General features: G+C 42.0%; 13 protein-coding genes. 8 read left to right on the top strand and 5 right to left on the bottom strand.

Annotated features, from left to right (window positions below; translation table 11 throughout):
* The first annotated feature begins 6 nt into the window (after positions 1-6).
* From JFC07_RS05335 to JFC07_RS13165, 6 genes are all read left to right on the top strand, one after another.
* A complete protein-coding gene (locus JFC07_RS05335) occupies positions 7-825 on the top strand; it encodes a 3'-5' exonuclease (RefSeq protein ID WP_198328505.1) in 819 nt (272 codons plus the stop codon).
* Positions 826-911: 86 nt separating this feature from the next.
* Entirely contained in the window at positions 912-2,453 is a 1,542-nt protein-coding gene (gene rlmD, locus JFC07_RS05330; RefSeq protein ID WP_198328503.1) for a 23S rRNA (uracil(1939)-C(5))-methyltransferase RlmD, read from the top strand.
* 469 nt (positions 2,454-2,922) lie between these two features.
* Positions 2,923-5,475, top strand: a complete 2,553-nt coding sequence (locus tag JFC07_RS05325; protein ID WP_198328495.1) for a RelA/SpoT family protein — start codon at positions 2,923-2,925, stop codon at positions 5,473-5,475.
* 64 nt (positions 5,476-5,539) lie between these two features.
* Complete coding sequence (mutM, locus tag JFC07_RS05320; RefSeq protein ID WP_198328493.1) at positions 5,540-6,475, top strand: bifunctional DNA-formamidopyrimidine glycosylase/DNA-(apurinic or apyrimidinic site) lyase; 936 nt, start codon at positions 5,540-5,542, stop codon at positions 6,473-6,475.
* A gap of 369 nt (positions 6,476-6,844) precedes the next feature.
* Positions 6,845-7,105: a hypothetical protein gene (locus JFC07_RS13170; RefSeq protein ID WP_227678262.1), complete on the top strand. Its 261-nt coding sequence runs from the start codon at positions 6,845-6,847 to the stop codon at positions 7,103-7,105.
* A gap of 36 nt (positions 7,106-7,141) precedes the next feature.
* Positions 7,142-7,285 (top strand): hypothetical protein, encoded by a 144-nt coding sequence (locus JFC07_RS13165; protein ID WP_227678263.1) that lies wholly within the window; start codon positions 7,142-7,144, stop codon positions 7,283-7,285.
* Positions 7,286-7,373: 88 nt separating this feature from the next.
* Here JFC07_RS13165 and mscL read toward each other — a convergent pair whose 3' ends face one another.
* The 3 genes from mscL to JFC07_RS05300 form a co-directional block, all read right to left on the bottom strand.
* The gene (gene mscL, locus JFC07_RS05310) at positions 7,374-7,817 is read right to left on the bottom strand and encodes a large conductance mechanosensitive channel protein MscL (RefSeq protein ID WP_144297554.1); all 444 of its coding nucleotides are present in this window, start codon (positions 7,815-7,817) and stop codon (positions 7,374-7,376) included.
* 278 nt (positions 7,818-8,095) lie between these two features.
* Positions 8,096-9,943 carry a translational GTPase TypA gene (gene typA / locus JFC07_RS05305; RefSeq protein ID WP_068403956.1) on the bottom strand — a complete coding sequence of 616 codons (1,848 nt, stop codon included), beginning with the start codon at positions 9,941-9,943 and terminating at the stop codon, positions 8,096-8,098.
* 349 nt (positions 9,944-10,292) lie between these two features.
* Entirely contained in the window at positions 10,293-11,477 is a 1,185-nt protein-coding gene (locus JFC07_RS05300; protein ID WP_198328488.1) for an OmpA family protein, read from the bottom strand.
* A 543-nt stretch (positions 11,478-12,020) separates the two neighbouring features.
* On the opposite strand from JFC07_RS05300, the gene JFC07_RS13365 reads away from it, so the two are divergent.
* The gene (locus JFC07_RS13365) at positions 12,021-12,155 is read left to right on the top strand and encodes a pilus assembly FimT family protein (protein ID WP_198328487.1); all 135 of its coding nucleotides are present in this window, start codon (positions 12,021-12,023) and stop codon (positions 12,153-12,155) included.
* A 182-nt stretch (positions 12,156-12,337) separates the two neighbouring features.
* Positions 12,338-12,808, top strand: coding sequence for a GspH/FimT family pseudopilin (locus tag JFC07_RS05290; RefSeq protein ID WP_198328486.1), 471 nt, complete (start codon positions 12,338-12,340; stop codon positions 12,806-12,808).
* Between the two features lie 19 nt (positions 12,809-12,827).
* Here JFC07_RS05290 and JFC07_RS05285 read toward each other — a convergent pair whose 3' ends face one another.
* The gene (locus JFC07_RS05285; RefSeq protein WP_198328485.1) at positions 12,828-13,625 is read right to left on the bottom strand and encodes a pyridoxine 5'-phosphate synthase; all 798 of its coding nucleotides are present in this window, start codon (positions 13,623-13,625) and stop codon (positions 12,828-12,830) included.
* Between the two features lie 75 nt (positions 13,626-13,700).
* Complete coding sequence (gene recO, locus JFC07_RS05280) at positions 13,701-14,489, bottom strand: DNA repair protein RecO (protein WP_198328484.1); 789 nt, start codon at positions 14,487-14,489, stop codon at positions 13,701-13,703.
* Between the last annotated feature and the right edge of the window lie 42 nt (positions 14,490-14,531).

Below are 14,531 nucleotides of genomic sequence, written 5' to 3'. Positions count from 1 at the left end.
TTATTTATGTCAAACGCCCTCTCGTCCAAACCTATCTTGGTCTTTGATATTGAAACGGTTGCCGATACCGAGGCTGCCCGCCGTATCTATCCGCAGTTGGCTGAGCTAAACGATGCCGATGCTTTGAGCGCATTGACAGCGCTGCGACTCCAAGAAGCAGGTCACGATTTTATGCGTTTGCCCTTGCAGCGTATTGTCTGTATTTCTGCCCTTTATATTAAAGACGGCAAATTTTCCCTGTTTTCTTTGACCGCCGATAAGTTTAGCGAAAAAGACATACTGAGCAAGTTTTTTCGCGCGTTCAGTGACCTTGAAAAGCTGCCACAGCTGATTAGTTGGAACGGCTCAGGCTTTGATATTCCGGTGCTTATTTATCGTGCCATGCAGTATGACTTATCAGCGTCGTGGTTATTTGAAGAAGGCGAGCGCATCAAAAACATGCGCTTTGATAATTACGTTAATCGCTTCCACAGTCGCCATCTTGATTTGATGGACAGATTTAGCCAATACGGTGCCAGCCGCCGCGAAGCCATGGATATCGTCGCCAGTCTTTATGGTTTGCCCGGTAAAACCGATGTCGATGGCAGTATGGTTGGCGAGTTGGTCAGCAATGATGATTGGCAAACGTTGTCAATATATTGCGAATCTGATGTGATGAATACTTGGCTGATTTATTTGCGCTGGCTGCGATTGACAGGGCAATTGTCCTCACCAGATTTTGAGCGGTGGCAGCAGCAAAGCCGTGACTATTTGGCCCAATATACCCAAGCAGATGGCAGTCCTCGCCATCATGAGTTTATTGCTGATTGGTCGTCTGCCCCATAGCCACACTAGACATCTTAACGACAACGGCTTCCTTATTCTTAGTTATTTATCCTTTATTGCTTATTATTTATTATTAAGGCAGGTTTATGCAGCCCACCGACTCAAAAGACTTTACTACTCTAAACGTCAACCAACAGCCTAACGAGGCTCAGACCATTACTATGCCGCCAAGTAAGAAAAAATCTAAGCCTTCGTCAAAAACACGTCGCCGTTTAAAAGATGCTGAGCCATTACCCTTTAAAATAGATGGCTTGTCGCATGACGGTCGCGGCGTTGCTATTTATGGCAATGGTTTCGGTGAAGCCGACGGTCATATCGAAGACAAACATGGCAAAAAGATTTTTGTCAGCTTTGCATTGCCGGGCGAAAGCGCCTTAGTCAAAATCACCAATAGCCGTAGCAGTTTTGAAGAAGGCGATGCAGTGAGCGTTACTGCCAATCCAAACCCTGAGCGCGCTGTAGCACCTTGCCCGCATTTCGGTGTTTGCGGTGGCTGTAGCTTGCAACATTGGCAGCCCGATGGTCAGATCAACTTTAAGCAATCGGTGCTTGCTGAATTGCTTATGCATCAAGCCAATGTTGAACCAGAGCATTGGCTCGCGCCCGTGGTTGGCGATCGCTTAGGTTACCGTACCAAAGCGCGACTCGGCGTGCGTTATGTCGCCAAAAAAGAAACCGCCTTGGTTGGTTTCCGTGAGCGCTCAAGTAACTTCTTAGCGGAATTAAATGAGTGTCATATCTTAGACCCGCGTATTGGCTTTGAGATTGAAAATCTAAAAGCGCTTATCAGCACGCTTGAGAGTCGTGACAAGATTGCTCAGCTTGAATTAGCCATGGGCGAAGCGCTACCAGAGCTACCTGATGGTAATCAGCCGGTTGCACTGATTGTACGTAACTTGGCACCATTATCAGATGCGGATATTGAAAAATTAAAAACCTTCTTTGCAGCGCGTAATTGGCAGCTCTATTTACAATCAAAAGGCGCCGATAGCATTCAGCGTATTGCCTTAACTGAGCATGACGATATGACTGAGCAGTTTGGGCGCTTATATTATCAATTACCTGAGTATGATTTGACCTTTGAATTTATCCCAACCGACTTTACTCAAGTTAATTTATCGGTCAATCGTCAAATGACCAAGCTTGCTTGTGATTTGTTAGACTTAAAAGCGGGTGAGCGGGTGCTCGATTTATTCAGTGGTTTGGGTAACTTTAGCTTACCACTCGCGCGTTTGGTCGGCGAAACTGGTGCGGTGGTCGGCGTTGAAGGCAGTGAAGCCATGACCGCTCGCGCGGCCGATAACGCACGCCGCAATGGCATTACTAATACGGAATTTTATAGCCAAGACTTAACACAAGATTGCACCGATAAACCTTGGGCCAATCAAGGCTTTGATGCATTACTCATCGACCCACCGCGTTCGGGCGCGTGGGAGATTATGCAGTATCTGCCAAAGTTCAATGCCGAGCGTATTGTCTATGTCTCTTGTAACCCTGCTACCCTTGCCCGCGATACCAAAGCTTTGTTAGAGCAAGGCTATCGTTTGACGCATGCAGGCGTGATGGATATGTTCTGTCATACCGGCCACGTCGAATCAATCGCACGCTTTGAGAAAGTGTCCGCTTAGCATCAATTTTAATGATGTTTAAAGTAAGGTGTTTCAAAAGACTTTATTTTAGGGCAGCGTGTTTTAATACACGCTGTTCTAAAACACCAAAATAACGTATGACAGATATAAATAAAGACGACCTTTTTTAACCTATTAATTTAAGCAAAAATGGCCTGAACGATAGGGATAAAAAGGCGTTATGTTATCGAAAGCGACATTATCATTACAGAGCCTTGCTTGATTTGTCATTGTGACATGAGATAATAACAGCCAATGTATTTAGGCTTTCTTCAACAAGATATCGTGAGTATCCTTTATCCTTACTCAGCGCTTTATATATTATTTATGTCTGTCATTTTATAGCTGCTAAAAATGGATTTTTTAGCGGCTGAATTGATTTATAGCTGACACTTTACCTATGGAAACCTAAAAGTGTGGTTGGTAAATGGGCTTTTAATCAATTTAGAATAGCTAAGAGGAGTGGGCTATGGTAAAAATTCGTGAAGGGCTACCGCTGGTAGATGGACAAACCACGCAAGCCGATAGCGCAACATTGGCCGCACAACTGGTCGCGAGCCAACGCTCTCATCAGTCTGCCAATAGCTATGCCCAAATTCCACACGACATCAAATATCAGCTGTCTACTCATAAACTGCATACTACCTTTGATCGCTCTGCTCAGTATGCTTACCACAGCCATGACCCTAACCTTGAAGATGAATATTTAAACAATCAATTGCTTAATGATGCCAATGCGCTTTCGGCACAAGAACTAGAAGCCATTGATTTAGATCAGATAAATATCGACGTCCCTACTTGGCTGGATAATGTTGCCAAGCGTATCGGGCAAGAGTCTGTGCCCAATCTTGCTAGCGCTTGCGAATTTATCCGCAGTCATATGAATACCAGTGAATCTGAACGTTCAGGCGCTTACGTCACCGGTATTGCCATGACCGATATCTTGACTTACCTTTATCAAGATGAAAATGCGCTTGTCGCCGCGATGCTTTATCGTAGCGCCCGCAAATCGATTATTAGCCTCGCGGAAATTGAAAAAAAATTCGGTGCCGATATCTCAACTTTGGTTAAAGATACCTTGGCGATGGGAAAACTGTCGGAAATCATCGAAAGCAATAAGCGCTTAGAAGACCATTTCGTCAATAATCAGCGTGATCAGCTCTCCAACATTTATAGCATGCTCATCTCCGTGACCAACGATGTACGCGTGGTGCTGATTAAATTGGCTGAGCGTACCTTTGCCATGCGCGAACTGACTTTTTCTGGTGAAGAACGACAATATCGGGTCGCGCGTGAGGTCATGACCATTTATGCGCCACTGGCACACAGGCTAGGCATTGCCCAATTAAAATGGGAGCTTGAAGACTTAGCCTTTCGCTATTTGGCGCCTGAGCGTTATAAAGAAATCGCCAAACTGTTATCAGAAAAACGCAGCGAACGTGAGTCTTATATTCAGCGCGTACAAGATAAGCTCAATGAAGCGTTGGCGGAAGCGGGTATCGAAGGCGAGGTTTCAGGTCGCGTTAAGCACATCTACTCTATTTACCGAAAAATGAAGCTCAAAGGTTTATCCTTTGATCAGCTATATGACATTCGCGCGTTACGGGTCTTGGTCAATAATCCTTCAGACTGCTATCACGTTTTGGGCTTGGTACACGGTTTATGGCGCTATATCCCTGAACAGTTTGACGATTATATTACCAATCCAAAATCCAACGGTTATCGCTCGCTTCATACCGCCGTCATTGCCGAAAATAAATCGCTAGAAGTGCAAATTCGTACTCAAGAAATGCACTTTGAAGCCGAGCTTGGCATGTGCGCACACGTCAATTACAAAGAAGGCCTGAAAAATAAAAAGGACAATTACCTTAACCAAAGAATCAGCTCATTACGTCAGCTCTTATCGATTAATAACGAAACGCGCAATCAGCCGCGCTCAGCATTACTGACTGGCGAAGAATTAGAAGAAATCGAGTTCGACGATGATGAGCAGTTGGTTGATTTTGATGAGCTCGAGCGTATTTATATCTTTAGTCGTGATGGCGATATTACTGAGCTGCCCAAAGGCGCCACTGTACTGGACTTCGCTTATTATGTGCACACGCAAGTCGGTAATCGGGCGCAAGCGGCGCGCGTCAATCAGCGCTATGTGCCGCTGACTTACCAGTTAAAAACGGGCGAACAAGTTGAGATTATTACCAAAGCCTCGCGTGAACCCAATCGCGATTGGCTAGTCGCCTCGCTCGGTTATATTCATACCAATCGCGCGCGCTCAAAACTGCGTCAATGGTTTAATAAGCAAGACCGCGATAAAAATATCGAGATAGGTCGCCAAATGCTCAGTAAAGAGCTTGAGCGCTTGTCGGTGCACCCAAACAGTATTGATTTAAACGATTATATCCAGCATTTTAACGTCAATAATACCGATGATATCGTGGTTGGTTTGGTCACGGGTGATATCAGTCTCAATCAATTGACCAGTCATATTTCACGCCAGTTAGATTTAGAGCCTGAAAAACCTGAAGAAGATTTCACCCCAAGTATCGATACGAGAAACGCGGGGAAACTTGATGCTTATAAAATCCGTATCGATGGTTTGGATAATATCGAGATTAACCTAGCCGGCTGCTGCCATCCTGTCCACGGTGAACCTATCGCAGGCTACATTACCTTATCGCGCGGCGTCAGCGTACATAACCGTGGCTGCCCCGAATATCTACGCTTGATTGAACGGGATCCTGAGCGTGAAATTGAGGCGGCTTGGACGGTTAAAGCTGGTCGTTATCAGCCGGTAGACATTCACGTTGAAGCCTATGACAGGCGCGGATTACTACGTGATTTGACCCAAATTATTGATAAAGAAAACGTCAATATTCGTCAGGTTGAGACGCTCAGTAACGATGACAATATCGCCTTTTTAAAGTTTCATATTGAAGTTTCAGGGCTCGCGCATTTGTCTAAGTTACTTGCCAAGCTTGAGCAGCAGCATGGTATTTTGCATGCTCGCCGTGCTGTTGTTTGATAGCTTAAACTTTAAAATCTTTGAAAATAACCTTTATATATAATAGAGTCTGATAAGAAATACTATGCCTGAGTTGCCGGAAGTAGAAACCACCAAAACCAGCCTGACACCTTTATTAGGTCAACAAGTGGTCGATGTCAAAGTTTTTCAACCAAAATTACGCTGGTCGATGCCTGATAACTTGAGTGAACTGGTTGATTATATTTTGGACAGTGTCGAGCGCCGAGCGAAGTATTTAATCCTAAATTTTATACCGCTCACTTCTTTTAATACCAACGCTTCTATTCAGCCAAATAGCTTAGCACCGCGTCAACTTTTGATTCACCTTGGTATGTCGGGTAGTTTACAGCAACATAGCCATGGCACCGATAAGCGTAAACATGACCATTTAGTAGTAACATTTAGCGCCGCTGATAATAGCCAAACACAGCTACATTATTATGATCCGAGGCGATTTGGCTCAGTGCTATGGTTTAAAGATTACGGTCCTAAGCTTTTAGATCATTTGGGTCCGGAGCCATTATCAGCAGACTTTACCGCTGATTATTTATATCATTTAATACAGCGCTCGGACAATCCAAATCAAACCTTGAATAACAACATAGCTAACAAAACCAATAGCAAGCAGCCTATCAAGCGCGCGATTAAATCAGTAATTATGGAGCAGCAAGTCGTTGTTGGCGTTGGTAATATTTATGCAACTGAAAGCCTTTATTTATCAGGTATTCATCCGGCAACACCAGCCAATGAAGTATCTTATGAGCAAATAGTTATCTTGGTTGAGCATATCAAAGCCATTTTAAAAAAGGCCATCACGCTAGGTGGTTCCACATTACGCGATTTTACCGTTGCCAGCGGTCAAACCGGCTACTTCCAGCAAACTTTAAATGTTTATGGTAGACAGGGCGAAACCTGTCCGCATTGCGATACGCTATTAGGAAATATTAAGCTAAATGGCCGTGCCAGTGTCTTCTGTCCTAACTGTCAGCCTACTAAATAATCCATTTCTAAACTCCCTCACAGCTGAAGATTTAAAAAGTCTGCAAAGCTATAAAGCACTGAATTGCCACAATGAATACTTTTTATGGAAATCTGATTTAACGCTATTAAAAACTCCATTCAAACTTATTCGTTTTAAGAAACATCTTTCATATAAATATATCCTGCGCATTTTTGTTGCTTATTGACTTAAATCTTGCTTTAATAGTGCCAATATTTACATAAATAGTGCAAAGCGTTTATTTATCTGTAATATTAAAACTATTTATCAATGCCTATCGTTGTCGCATTATTTCTATAGGGAAGTTGTCTCTGTATGGAAATAGCAGCAGCTATGAATCATACTTCTTATGAGTTTTAGGATATCATTATGAGCGCTCCAGCTAAAATGAAACGCACAGCTAAATATAAACTACTGACCATGATGGCAAGCATAAGCTTGATTTTTGCTAGCATGCAGCCCGTTCTAGCAGCGATAGAAATCGATGAAACGGATTTTGGCCCCTCTTATGAGACCATGGCAGTTGATACTATTGTTGGTAAACCATTACAGTTAGTGACCGCTGTGGCAGGCACCGCCGCTTATCTTGTTAGTCTGCCCTTCTCGCTTATCGGCGGTAACGCCGACTAAGCACAGCAGAAATTATTCGTTGAACCTTGGGATGCCATGGGACGCTGCCTAGGCTGTACGGTTGCCGAAGACAATTATTATAAGTCACAAGTCGTTGATAATAACGTCGTCCGTATTGTCGTCGATCAACCCTCAGAAATTCTGATTAATACCAATGACTATGTGGTAGTTAAACCTTAATTAAAAAACTTCGAGCTTATCAATCGACAATAAAAAAGGCTAACTTATTGTTAGCCTTTTTTGATTTTGGTAAGCGAATTATATGATTTTATTTTGTAAGGTGAGTATTACTCAGCTTAGCGCTAATCTCACGCAGTAATTGCACCTCTTCTGACGGCTCTGCAACCGCTTCTTCTACCTCATCTGCACGGCGTAATCTATTAACCATTTTTACCATCATAAATATGATAAACGCCAAAATTAGGAAGTTAATCAACACTGTGATAAAGCTACCATAAGCCAACACCGGTACGCCTGCTGCCTTAAGTGCATCATAAGTCATTGCCACACCTTCAGGCGCATCTCCTAGTATAAAAAACATGTTTTTGAAATTAATTTCGCCGCCGGCAATAAAAGCGACTATAGGCATGATAATGTCTTCAACTAAAGAAGTCGTAATAGTCGCAAAAGCGCCACCAATGATGACACCGACTGCTAGGTCCATTACGTTACCTTTTAAAGCAAATTCCTTAAACTCAGATACCATACTCATGATGTCACTCCTTGAAAGTTCAATTAATTATTATATAGATGATGAACTAGATTCTCTAATATTGAGTTTTTAAACCCTTTTAAAGAGATAGCACTTATTGATTAGATCATTTTTATTATATATGAAAACCAAGCACACAAAAAAGCAATATAAAGTGAAATTTATTTTGCTCACCTTATACTGCTAATTTTCGATGTCAAAGCTAATCATGAAAAATTAGCTTTGAGTACTTTTCTAAAATTGAAAATATAAATTACCAAGTAATTTACGTATCGATATTAAGCATTTTTCTTGCGTCCATGACGCTTACGCTCATTTTCAGTCAAATAACGCTTACGCAGACGTATGGCTTTTGGCGTTACTTCTACTAATTCGTCATCTTGAATGAATTCAAGCGCTTGCTCAAGGGTAAATTTAACCGCTGGAGTCAGCGTCAACGCCTCATCAGTACCACTGGCACGGACGTTGGTTAACTGTTTAGCAGTCGTTGGGTTCACAACCATATCATCATTACGAGAGTTCAAACCAACAATCATACCTTCGTAAACTTCAAGCTGTGGCTCAGCGAACAATTTACCACGTTTTTGTAGGTTAAATAGGGCGAAACCTAAGCAAACACCATTGGCCATAGAAACCAATACACCGTTTGAGCGACCACCAACATCACCGATCTTTTGTGGACCGTAATGTGAGAAGCTTGAAGTCATGATACCGGTGCCCGAGGTCAGGGTTAAAAACTCTGAACGGAAACCAATCAAACCACGCGCAGGCATAGTCGCTTCAATACGCATACGACCTTTACCATCAAGCTCCATATTGGTCATCTCGCCTTTACGCAAGCCGACTTGTTCCATAATTGGACCTTGATGCGCGTCTTCAATATCAAAGACAACATTTTCATACGGTTCTTGTAGCTTGCCATCTACTTCTTTAACAATAACTTCTGGACCTGATACGCCAAGCTCAAAACCTTCGCGGCGCATGTTTTCGATCAATACTGATAAATGTAGCTCACCACGACCTGATACTTTAAATTTATCTGGAGACTCGGTGTCTTCTACACGTAGCGCCACGTTGTGAATCAATTCACGCTCAAGACGCTCACGAATATTACGTGATGTCACAAATTTACCTTCACGACCGGCAAATGGTGAATTGTTTACTTGGAAGTTCATCGATACCGTTGGTTCATCAACAGTCAATGCTGGCAACGCTTCAACATGGTTAGGGTCACAAATGGTGTCTGAAATATTTAGCGCATCAATACCGGTAATACAAACGATATCGCCCGCTTGCGCATCGTCTACTTCAATACGCTCAAGACCGTGATAACCCATGATTTTTAGGATACGACCGTTACGCGTTTTACCATTCTTATCAATGACAGTCACAGGCGTATTGGTTTTAACTTTACCGCGTTGAATACGGCCAATACCGATAACGCCAACGAAGCTGTTATAGTCAAGGCTAGAAATTTGCATGCGGAAAGGTGCATCTGCATCGACTTGCGGTGGCTGTACCACATCAACGATGGTTTTAAACAACGGCGTCATGTCATCCGCCAAGTTATCTGCTTCCAAACCAGCAATACCGTTTAAGGCAGATGCATAAACCACTGGGAAATCTAATTGCTCGTCAGTAGCACCCAAATTATCAAATAGATCAAAGATTTGATCCATTACCCAATCAGGACGTGAACCAGGACGGTCAATTTTATTGATAACCACAATCGGCTTTAGGCCTTGCTCGAACGCCTTTTGAGTTACGAAACGGGTTTGCGGCATTGGGCCATCAACACCGTCAACAACCAACAATACGCAGTCAACCATTGACATAACGCGTTCGACTTCGCCACCAAAGTCGGCGTGACCTGGGGTGTCGACAATATTAATACGGTATTCAGTGCCATCAGTGTCATCTGTCCAGCGGATGGCCGTATTTTTCGCCAAAATAGTAATGCCACGCTCTTGCTCAATATCACCTGAATCCATTGCGCGTTCCGCAATGTTTGCACGGTCGCCAAAAGTACCAGATTGATGTAATAACTTATCAACCAAAGTGGTTTTACCGTGGTCAACGTGGGCAATAATTGCAATGTTACGCAGGTGTTTGATATCGTTCGCCATATAAAATGCTCGTTTCGTCTTAAAAAATGCAGTAGCAGTAAGCACCGCTGGATAAACTGTTGCCACCAATCAGGTAGACATGATTACTTTATGATTGAATGATTGCGCGGTAGGCAGATTATTTAATATTAGTAAAATCAATTACCTACACTGATAAATCCATCGTACAGATAGCTATGCTAATGTACACTCTGTCAATTTACAAAGTGTTTGGGTCGCTAGTATAACATTATTGCGCTATCAATTTATGCAATAACTTACTTTTCTGAGTGTATAAATAAAAAAAAGCCACCCAAAGGATGACTTTTTTTGTAACTAATTAAGTTAATACATAATTAGTAGCGTCTACTTACTGAACAACCATATCTTTAGTTTGTTCAACAGTCATGGTTTTGTCACCAGTAATGATGGCATATACACGACGGTTCATAGCGCGACCTTCTTCAGTGTTGTTATCAGCGATTGGTTGGTCATAACCATAGCCAACTGTTGATAGACGGTTTGGCTCGATACCAAATTCGTTGGTCAACATAGATTTCACAGCAACTGCACGGGCTTCAGATAAACGTTGGTTATAACGTGCTGAAGGACCTGTTTTAGAAGCGTGACCTTCAACGCGAGCGGTAGAGTTAGGATACTCACGCATCTTCTCTGCTACTTTAGCGATTTCAGGTTTGTATTGGTTTTTGATAGTTGATTTGTCGTTATCAAAGAACACACGTAGTTCCATTTTTAGCTCATCAGTAATATCTACTGGTACTGGGCAACCGCGTTCATCAACTACTACGTTCATTGGAGTGCCTGGGCATGCATCGATGCTATCAGGTACGCCATCACCGTCAGAGTCAAGATCCGACTCAACGACTACTACTGGAGCAGTATCAACTAGTGGCTCTTGCATTGGCGGTACAGCAACAGTAGGCGCTAAGTGGCCACCTAATACAACTTCTAGACCAGCTAGAGCCATACCTTCCCACCAGTTTTGATCAAAGTTATGGATCGCACGGGCTTCACCACGTAGACTTAACGCATCGTTGATACGATACATAGCACCTAGGCCTAAGTTACCGATAGTATCTACAGTACCAGAAACCATTTCACCGCTTGCATCTTCGATTTCAATTTTAGAACGGCCAGCCCCAACTAGAGCATATGGTTTGAACGCATTGTCAGTGTAACCGCTGAACTCTTCAAAACCGATTAGGAAGTTACCAGAAATCATTTCTTGTTCTGCGTCGAATGCATCACTACCGTCTTGACGGATTGCATCAGTATTAGATACGCCATATTCTACTTGGAACTGAGTAGAAGGAGTCAATTCGATACCTAATGCTGCGCCAGTATATAAGCCATTTTCTTTATAATAGCTATCACCATTGCCTCTATAGTCTTTCAATAGATCTGCTTGCTCATCATCAGCGCCTTCGCTGTAGTGATAACCAAGTAATAATGGGCTAATAGTAACACCAGCGTTTGCTGCTAGTGGAGCCGCTGTAATGGCAAATAATGCCAAAGCAATTTTATTTAATTTCATGAACTTCCTCCAAAGGATAATTTTAGTAATGCGTCAAGCAAAACCGCATCTTAAGATGCCCAAAAGCAGACATCATTTACGAATTTGAAATTACAAAGCAAAACCAATTAAGAAGTAGCTTAGCGATTATCAATTCAGTTTACAACTTTTTTCGTTAACCAGCTACACATTATTACACGATAATGTCATAACTAAAACACATTAGCCAGCTTAACTTACTGACGACTAACACACTTTACACTCTTTATCTTTTGTGTGTGAGGTCGCAATAGATGATGAAACCAATTCTATCTATTGTTTCAAGATATTTTAATACAAATCGTTAATTTTCTCTATCGTTAAAACTCCTTATTCACGAATTGAAACATTCTTTGACAGTAGACATATATTTGGTTTATATTCGGATAATTGAACTTTTTTTTACTAATAGCTAATAGTATAAAACTTACGCAAATTTTATAGTTACTTGAAATTCGGGCGCAATATTCAGGTTAGTCGATTATTAATGTATAGCCGTACCTCTTGTATAGGTAGCAGTCTCTCATGATTGAATTATATAAAGTATCGTCAAGAAAGCAGACTCATTTTCAAGCACATAATAAATATGGCTTTACCTTGATAGAGCTGATTGTTACTGTCGCTGTGCTGACTATTATAACCCCAGTTCGGGATAAGTGATTCATTAAGCTGCTGATAGTATTGATATTTTCTATTACTCTTGAAGACCAGCTAAGTCTTTGAAGACAGGCTTCTCTATAAACTACTGTCAAAAGCATGACTTTATAAGGTCAGATAATAATTATACAAATAGTATCAACAACTTAAGCACTGGCTTATCCCGAACTGGGGTTATTATAGTAATGATTGCGACGCCCTATATTCTAGAGCAATTAGCAAGCATAGAAGCAAAACGTATCGAGAGCCAAATTAAAAATACGCTAAAGTTAGCGAAAGCTGAAAGCCACATTAGAAGACAAAACTTGTTGGTTTGTCTTTCTAATGACGGCGCTACATGTCATAGAGACAGCTATAAGAAGCTATTATTATTTTTAGATGCAAATAATAATAAAAACTTCGACTTAGGAGTTGATGACCTGCTAGAAGAACAGGCTTTAGAACCTAAATACAGCACCTTGTATTTACGGGTAGGAAATAATCGCCATTACACTAAATTCTGGGGCGATAGCGGTAAACCTCGCGGCCATTTCGGACATATTAAGTACTGTCCAACCTCAACCTATAATCATGCCATGTATCAAATCTCATTCAACCAAGGCGGAGGCATTACTTATAAGCCTAATGCAAGCCACCCTACTGATTGTGGACAATAGAAATTACGACATTAGGTGTTTAAATATTTTGACGCATAGCGGATTTCATCATAATAACCGCTTGCTCTAACCCCACAAAAACAGCATCAGCAATAAGAGCGTGTCCGATATTTAGCTCATATATACCATCAATTTGCGCAATAGCGTGGACATTATCACGCGTCAAACCATGACCAGCATTAACCAAAAGCTTGGGATCAGCATGTTGCGCGGTTTGCACAGCTTGCTTAATTCGAGTAAGCTCATCATTCATTTTAGCGATATTACCTGCTAAACCCGCTTCCGCATAAGCACCAGTATGCAATTCAATTGCATCTGCCCCACAGCTTACCGCTGCCGCAATCTGCTTGTCTTCTGGATCAATAAATAAAGAAACCTTGATACCTACTGCTTGTAATTTACTAACATAATCTGTTAGCCAAGCTACCTGCCCTGCAACGTCAAGTCCGCCTTCGGTAGTCAATTCGGCACGTTTTTCAGGTACTAGACATACCCAATACGGCTTAACTTGACGAGCAATCTCTAGCATCTCAGCCGTTGCTGCTATCTCCAAGTTCATTCTGGTGGTTAGCTGCTCAGCTATCTCATAAACGTCAGTGTCTTGAATGTGTCGGCGGTCTTCACGCAAATGAATGGTGATACCATCAGCTCCAGCTTGCTCACATAGCAGAGCAGCCGCCAAGGGGCTAGGGTAACTGACACCGCGAGCCTGACGTAAGGTCGCTACATGGTCAATATTTACCCCTAACAGAGGCTTTTTTAAGGCATTTTCTGAAGTTTGTGCTAAGTTGGAAGTCTTTACTGTTGCATTAGTCATAAAAAAATCCTTTTATACATATTGAAGTAATTTACTAAAAAATAGTTTATAGAATATTGGTATTTTACGCTTAAGTTAAGATTGATAGCGCTGTTGCTGCTGCCAAAGTAAGCGACTTTGTAAAGGCTGATAATCGAGCAAATGATCAATCAATTGTCGATGCAAACGCGACCATGCATTGAGATTTGAGGTAGATAAACCTTGCTCTGCCATCGATAAAATCTCATTACCTTTAAAAATGTTTTGTGTAACAGCTATCTCATCGTCATCATGAACAATAGGCACTAAGCCCACATCAGGTAGGAAACGGTACCAGGTGTCGAGCTCGATAGCTTGATCTAAACTGTCATATTTTAAGGTTAGAGCAAAGCCCAATTCGTTGAATAAATACGCTTCAAACTGACGCAAACACAGACGCAGCTCATCGGCAGTTAAAGGCTGCTTAAGCTGCTGTAGGCTATTTTGGTAGTGTTGCCATAATATTGGCATGGGATCTTCGGTGGGTAATAGTCGCCACAGTATTTCATTTAAATACAAGGCTGCATACTGATGTTGTCCGCTGATATTTTCATGATGCAGCGTCTGGGCTAGATTTACGTTACTGTCTTTTAGTGCTAAAGAATTTTGGGCTATTTGTGCTACTGAATCTTGAATCAAGCTTAATGGCGCGATATTAATCTGCGTGAATGTTTTTAAATCGCGTTTACCACTGGCAAAAAGTTGCAGGAGCATAAAAAGCGGCGCGCCTTTTTTGCCAACGCCATGGATGACACCATGTTGCTGAGAAAACAGATAGTATAAGGCGCGCTTTTCTTGGTAGGGGCGCTGATGTAATAAATAACCGATTAACGCTTCATTACGCATGGATTATTACCTCAGCCGTGGTGATATAGATACATGGCGGTA

The organism is Psychrobacter faecalis, from assembly GCF_016107575.1.
In the GTDB taxonomy this organism is placed as follows: domain Bacteria; phylum Pseudomonadota; class Gammaproteobacteria; order Pseudomonadales; family Moraxellaceae; genus Psychrobacter; species Psychrobacter faecalis.
This window is presented reverse-complemented; position numbering and strand designations above follow the sequence as displayed.

Coding starts and splice junctions, on each gene's coding strand:
- mutM (WP_198328493.1), top strand. CDS start 5,540: ATGCCTGAGTTGCCGGAAGTAGAAACCACCAAAACCAGCCTGACACCT.
- JFC07_RS13165 (WP_227678263.1), top strand. CDS start 7,142: ATGGGACGCTGCCTAGGCTGTACGGTTGCCGAAGACAATTATTATAAG.
- JFC07_RS05335 (WP_198328505.1), top strand. CDS start 7: ATGTCAAACGCCCTCTCGTCCAAACCTATCTTGGTCTTTGATATTGAA.
- JFC07_RS05300 (WP_198328488.1), bottom strand. CDS start 11,477: ATGAAATTAAATAAAATTGCTTTGGCATTATTTGCCATTACAGCGGCT.
- recO (WP_198328484.1), bottom strand. CDS start 14,489: ATGCGTAATGAAGCGTTAATCGGTTATTTATTACATCAGCGCCCCTAC.
- JFC07_RS13170 (WP_227678262.1), top strand. CDS start 6,845: ATGAGCGCTCCAGCTAAAATGAAACGCACAGCTAAATATAAACTACTG.
- typA (WP_068403956.1), bottom strand. CDS start 9,943: ATGGCGAACGATATCAAACACCTGCGTAACATTGCAATTATTGCCCAC.
- rlmD (WP_198328503.1), top strand. CDS start 912: ATGCAGCCCACCGACTCAAAAGACTTTACTACTCTAAACGTCAACCAA.
- JFC07_RS05285 (WP_198328485.1), bottom strand. CDS start 13,625: ATGACTAATGCAACAGTAAAGACTTCCAACTTAGCACAAACTTCAGAA.
- JFC07_RS05290 (WP_198328486.1), top strand. CDS start 12,338: ATGATTGCGACGCCCTATATTCTAGAGCAATTAGCAAGCATAGAAGCA.
- JFC07_RS05325 (WP_198328495.1), top strand. CDS start 2,923: ATGGTAAAAATTCGTGAAGGGCTACCGCTGGTAGATGGACAAACCACG.
- JFC07_RS13365 (WP_198328487.1), top strand. CDS start 12,021: ATGATTGAATTATATAAAGTATCGTCAAGAAAGCAGACTCATTTTCAA.
- mscL (WP_144297554.1), bottom strand. CDS start 7,817: ATGAGTATGGTATCTGAGTTTAAGGAATTTGCTTTAAAAGGTAACGTA.